This window comes from Psychromonas hadalis ATCC BAA-638 (assembly GCF_000420245.1).
Taxonomy (GTDB): Bacteria; Pseudomonadota; Gammaproteobacteria; order Enterobacterales; family Psychromonadaceae; genus Psychromonas; species Psychromonas hadalis.
This window is the reverse complement of sequence record NZ_ATUO01000203.1, coordinates 1-5,559: the sequence shown is the minus strand read 5'-3', so window position 1 is coordinate 5,559 and position 5,559 is coordinate 1. Positions and strand designations below refer to the sequence as shown.

The following is a 5,559-nucleotide window of genomic DNA, read 5'->3' as shown; positions in this document are numbered from 1 at the left end:
CTATTTACCTCCTTATAGCCCTAATTTAAATCCTATAGAGCGACTGTGGAAGGTGATGAGTGAATATGCAAGAAACAATAAATACTTTGCAACAGCAAAAGAATTTCGACAGAGTATTAATGAGTTTTTTAGCCTTACCCTTCCCGAAATTGGTAGTACTTTAACGAGTAGAATTAATGACAACTTTCAAACCTTCAATTTTGCAGTTTGAAGTGCGATGAGCTAGATGCGAAATATTATCAAGTCGTTTGGGTATATACCAAGGTACTGGGTTCAGAATGGGGTCTATTCGCTCTTTTACCACTAAGTTACAAGGCTAATGATATATACCCATGTTACTTCAAGGTGCTTTGTCAGGCACAAGCTCGGCAATCAGAGCAAGGCGCTACATGAGGTAATGGTTACTTCTTTTCGATTGTTGTAACGCAGAGCTGATTTTCGAGCCTGCGCCCCGCAGGGCAAGAAAACTTGCACCAATCTACGTCGTTATAAAATTTCGACTTAGATTAACTAGGCTTCAATTTTATGCCTAGTATCTATGCACAATTTTCCTTGTTGACTTTACACCTTGAAGTATCATGGGTATAAGCTCGCAATATAAGAGTCACCCGCATAGATAAGCGCTGGGCAACACCATTGACATCAAAATCAATATTGCGTATGCCGTTTTATTTATGTTTGTTGTCGGTCAAATCACCCGACTTTCCAATGGCGCGCAATAGTTTATACCCGAGCAAACTACCCATACTAATAAATACTGCGCCAATCACTGAAACACCATGCAGTAACGGAGGCACTGAACTACTGAGTATCATCGAACCACCCACAAAAATAGCACCACTTAAAATGCCATAAACCAATCGGTTGATAACCGCATCTAAATGTCGATGTTGTAAATTGACATCAAAATCACCACTGCGCATTTTACTGATGACACTTTCAATGTCATCGGGCAACGCCGTTAATAAACGCTCCCAAATCAAGTAGGAACGTCCTAGCTTTTTAGTAAATTTTTGAGGAGAAAGACGCGCAAGGCGCATCTTGTGAGTGTAAGGCTCAATGGCGTCGTTAATGCTAAAGTTACGATCTAACTGTTGTGATGATCCCTCTAACATTAATAACACACGAATCAGCATCGATGCGCCACTGGGCATCAATAAACGATGATGGCGAATAATGGCACTCATCTGATTGAGTATCTCAGTCACATTTAAAACGGCGAGTGGCTGACCTAAATACTCATGTAAAAACTCATCAATATCGCGCTGTAATTTGGCTTTATTAAAGCCAACTGGCAACGTACAAACTTTTATTACCTGTTTAGTAAAGTCATTACTGTTTTTTTCAGAGGCGGCTAATAGCATCAACTCAATCGCCTCCTGCAGATCACTATCAATACGCCCAATCATACCAAAATCTAACAAACCAATACGCGAACCAGGTAATACCCAAATATTACCCGGGTGTGGATCAGCGTGGAAAAGGTGATACTTAAAAATCATATCAAGATAAATATTAACACCTAAAGTGGCTATTTTTTTGGTATCTGTCGCCATGCTTTCTAACTTTTCTGTGTCGGCAATGCTAAAACCCGTTAAACATTCCATGGTCAAAACTTGCTTTGCAGAAAGAGCGGGATAGGTGATAGGAATATGCACATCCGCATCGTTGCTAAAATATTGCGCAAAGAGGTTCATGTTGCGTAACTCTTTTTCGTAATCGAGCTCTTTTAACAGTGTTTCGCTAAAATCCGCAATCAAACTTTTAGGCTGGTATAAACGCAGTTCACTATCATATTTTTCCGACAAACTCGCAAGCAACGCTAATATTTCAATATCGGCTCTAATTTTATCTTCAATATCACTGTGCTGCACTTTCACAACCACTGATCTGCCATCATGTAACGTTGCTTTATGCACTTGACCAATAGACGCGGATCCTATGGGAATAAAATCAAATTCAGCAAAGAGGGTGCTAATCGACTCACCTAATGCAGACTCTACCATTAGCGTAACTTGTTCAACCGAATCAATCGGGGTATCTGATTGTAATTTACTTAATTCAAGCGCCATTTCAGGACCAACAAGATCGCCACGAGTACTTAATATCTGCCCTAATTTTATAAAAGTCGTGCCTAATTCAGTCAATGCCATGCGCAAGCGCACAGTAAAAGGTAACCCCGCCAGTGTTTCCCCCTGCGCACTGGTCACCAACCCTTTTATAAAACTTGGATCTTCTTTTTTAATCCAATTAGCAAGGCCATATTTACTTAAAATAGTAACAATAGTATGAAAACGGCTCGCATTATTTTTAAACTGACTGAATTTATTTAATTTCATTAAAGTTGCCTTTATTATTGATCCTAAAAACGTAACGTATTTATATCATTATATTGATACTATACCCCTGTAAGGGGGTGTATTCACCACCCTATCAAACGATATACACCAGTATCAGACACCATTTCCGTATGGGTTATACATAACGTATTTCGTCATCAGAGAAAGATGATCGCAGCATCTTTTCTAACTATAAAATAGCCCTCTAAAATAGGAAAAAAAGAGCAGATGATAAGATTAATATTAAAGCAAACTATTTTATTTAGTCTCTTTTTTAGCCTATTAATCAGCAATAGTTTTGCAACTGAAATAGAGCCACAACCCTTAATTGATATCAGAGTGGGTATTGAGCTTCATAAACTTGAAGATTCAGCATCACGTATCGCAGGCTCGATTGAAACCGCTTCACAAGCACTGCAAAAGATGGCCAAAAACCCCAACATAGATACGCAACAGCAACAACAGATAATAAATACTTTTAAGCAGATAGATAAGTTAGCACTCACCTTTGATAAAACAATATCGCAACTGCCCAATACCATAAAACAGCTAACCCCTCCCATCTCAACAGCGATTGATAACCTTTTTAGCAATATTCAATTAACCATTATTTTAGTGCTTATTGGCATTGTAGTGCTATTAATCATCGCCTTAATTGCCGTTTATTATTGGATTTTAAAACCCTCACAACGCATTTTAATTAATACCACAAAAAAATTAGACAACATGGCCAGCGCGTTAAAAATAACCGCACAGATTGTTGAAAAAAGTACCGATCAGCAACTACTCATATTAAACACCTTAGCGCCACAACAAAAATAACTGCCCTAGCGCAAATCTGTAACAATCTGTTTTGATTGCGACGGTATTAATCGTTAAACTGCTGACTTTATATTTAAAGGATTAGATAGATGGCTGTGGAAGTAACTGTAATCAAAAGCACCGCTGTTGACCCTACCTTTATACAACAAATTGTAGCCACTATGCCCGAGTGGTTTCAGCAAGGAGGCGTCGTAATGTGGCTATTACTGTTCACCTCTTTTCTGGTGACCATTGTAACCTTAGAGCGCACGACTTCGTGGCTTACTTATCTTCTCAAAAAAGAACACTTTCTTATCAATGATTGCTTTGCTTCTCTCAATAAAGATGAAAAAGAACAAGCACTGATTTTCTGTCAAACCCTCGACACCCCTGCGCTCAACATGTTAAAACAGGGTATTAACACCTTGCCCTTCTGCCCAAAAATAAAGATGGATTGCTACGCGAAAATGCAAATAAGCCAGCTATCACAGGGGCAATCATTACTGCTTAGTGCGGTTACTGTTGCACTGTTATTGGGGGCTTTAGGCACAACATTGGGGTTAATAGACTCATTAAATAACTTAAGCCAACAGGGTGTTGAAACATTAAGTGCTGTCGTTGGCGTGATTGCACACGCATTAATTGCACTCGCTTCAGGGTTATGCGTGGCACTGTTTGCATTTATCCCCTATAAAATTTTTCAAGCGCAACTGCGCAAGTTAAATCAACATTTACAAAACATAAGCGATGAATTTAGCCATATTTGTCAACAAAAACATCTTATTACCAATCAGATAAGTGCAATAATGAAGATCCAAGAGCAACGTCTTACAGTCGCATTGAGTGAAACAGAAACAGTTGCAGAGCAGAGTGAAATGCCCTATCACTATGAATTTAAAGAGGGTTCAGATGAAGTCAATGTAAGCCTGCATAAAGAGATGAAAGACCTGCAGACTACTTCACAGTCTTCCATCATTGACATGTACAAAAATGAACTCAATATTTCTTTCAAAAAGAAAAAAATAGCCGAGGATGCCCCCTCTTCACTGCAGGATAGATATGAAAGTGCAGTGAATGAAAAACAAGAGTTATACGGCATCAACGAAGTAGAGCTACAAGAACAGCAGGAAACGGCACACCTTAAAAAGACGTTAACAGAGACACTAAACAAATGATGCGCTATCTTCCTTTCATTCTCATTAGCTTGGTATTATATACACTGTTTTTTTATAATAATCAGCAACCTAATCTACTGTCACCAGAGAGCGTAAATACCGGAAAAAAAATAGTACCGCTGAACTTTGTAAAACTAGCGGAACAAGATAAACAACAAAATCAAACGATCTCCCTCATAATTCAACATCCTGTAGAACAGAGTAAAAGAACAGTTTCTCCCATCCCTCTAAGTATCACGACTAAAACAGTGCAAAAATCACAACCATCATCGCCACCAGTACAAGTTAACAAAGCGCAATTACTGGCATCTATAAAAACAACACCAGCCAGTGAAACAGCACTACTCAAAGGTGAACTTTATGAGCAAGACTTTCATTTAAACCTACCCGCTCCCCCCATCAAAAAACGTCCAGCTAAAAAGAAAACAACAGTAGTGACAACCTCGCTGAGCAGTCAACTGCTAAAACAAAAAAAAATCGTTATTAGCAAACCACAAAACAGTACAGCAAGTACCAACGAAACAACAAAACCGAAACGTAGCTTTAAAAAACAGGTTAAACCGACACTGACGGCGGTAAAAAATGAACTCGGTTTGCAAGAGGCGATTGCCGTTTCAGGCAACAAACCACACTACCCTAAAAAAGCAAAAGCGAACAAACAGCAGGGCATAGTAACTATAAAGTTTACCGTTACTATGCAAGGGAAAAGTAAGCGGCCCAAAATCATCCGTTCAAGTGGTCACAAAACATTAGATAACGCAGTACTTGAGTTCATTAAAAAAGAGCACTTTATGCCCGCACTTAAAGGGATTGAAAAGGTAACCAGCGAGCAATTATTTTCTTTTAAATTTGAGCTGATATAACCACTCATTTCTAAATAGATTTACTCGCATTCCCCTTAAAGCAGATTACACTTAGTATCGGCTTCAAAATCACTTGCGCTTTTGTTTTCAAAATAACCCGTCATTTAGAATTGGCTTCAACATTACTTGCGATTTTGTTTTTAAAATAGCCAGTCACTTAAGGCTTTTTGGAAACAATTTATCGCAAGTTATTTTGTAACGGTTCCTTCAGGCTTTTCGAAAACAATTTAGCCAAGTTATTGTGTAACGATTCCTTATTTCAAAGAATTCACTTTAAGGGAGGAAACAGATGAGTAAAATAAAACTATCAACCGATAGGCTGACCGTTGGTTTATATATTCAACTTCCCTGTGCATGGGGTGGCCACCCTTTTCTCTTTAG

At 38.6% G+C, this 5,559-nt stretch carries 5 protein-coding genes; 4 read left to right on the top strand and 1 reads right to left on the bottom strand.

The annotated features are described in order from the left end of the window. Positions 1-211, top strand: a 211-nt coding sequence (locus G322_RS21245) for a transposase (protein WP_022941996.1), incomplete at its 5' end; no start/stop codon positions are given. Positions 212-668: 457 nt separating this feature from the next. Here the strand turns inward: G322_RS21245 and G322_RS0117130 are convergent. After that, positions 669-2,339, bottom strand: coding sequence for an ABC1 kinase family protein (locus tag G322_RS0117130; RefSeq protein WP_022942928.1), 1,671 nt, complete (start codon positions 2,337-2,339; stop codon positions 669-671). Positions 2,340-2,567: 228 nt separating this feature from the next. On the opposite strand from G322_RS0117130, the gene G322_RS0117125 reads away from it, so the two are divergent. The 3 genes from G322_RS0117125 (at position 2,568) to G322_RS0117115 (ending at position 5,178) form a co-directional block, all read left to right on the top strand. Then, positions 2,568-3,161, top strand: coding sequence for a hypothetical protein (locus G322_RS0117125; protein WP_022942927.1), 594 nt, complete (start codon positions 2,568-2,570; stop codon positions 3,159-3,161). 89 nt (positions 3,162-3,250) lie between these two features. Then, the gene (locus tag G322_RS0117120) at positions 3,251-4,315 is read left to right on the top strand and encodes a MotA/TolQ/ExbB proton channel family protein (protein ID WP_022942926.1); all 1,065 of its coding nucleotides are present in this window, start codon (positions 3,251-3,253) and stop codon (positions 4,313-4,315) included. After that, positions 4,312-5,178, top strand: a complete 867-nt coding sequence (locus tag G322_RS0117115) for a TonB family protein (protein ID WP_022942925.1) — start codon at positions 4,312-4,314, stop codon at positions 5,176-5,178. Before G322_RS0117120 ends, G322_RS0117115 begins: the two co-directional genes overlap by 4 nt. Positions 5,179-5,559 lie beyond the last annotated feature (381 nt).

Bases quoted from the DNA above. Each gene is read 5' to 3' on its own strand.
- G322_RS0117130 (WP_022942928.1), bottom strand. From the start codon at position 2,339: ATGAAATTAAATAAATTCAGTCAGTTTAAAAATAATGCGAGCCGTTTT.
- G322_RS0117125 (WP_022942927.1), top strand. From the start codon at position 2,568: ATGATAAGATTAATATTAAAGCAAACTATTTTATTTAGTCTCTTTTTT.
- G322_RS0117120 (WP_022942926.1), top strand. From the start codon at position 3,251: ATGGCTGTGGAAGTAACTGTAATCAAAAGCACCGCTGTTGACCCTACC.
- G322_RS0117115 (WP_022942925.1), top strand. From the start codon at position 4,312: ATGATGCGCTATCTTCCTTTCATTCTCATTAGCTTGGTATTATATACA.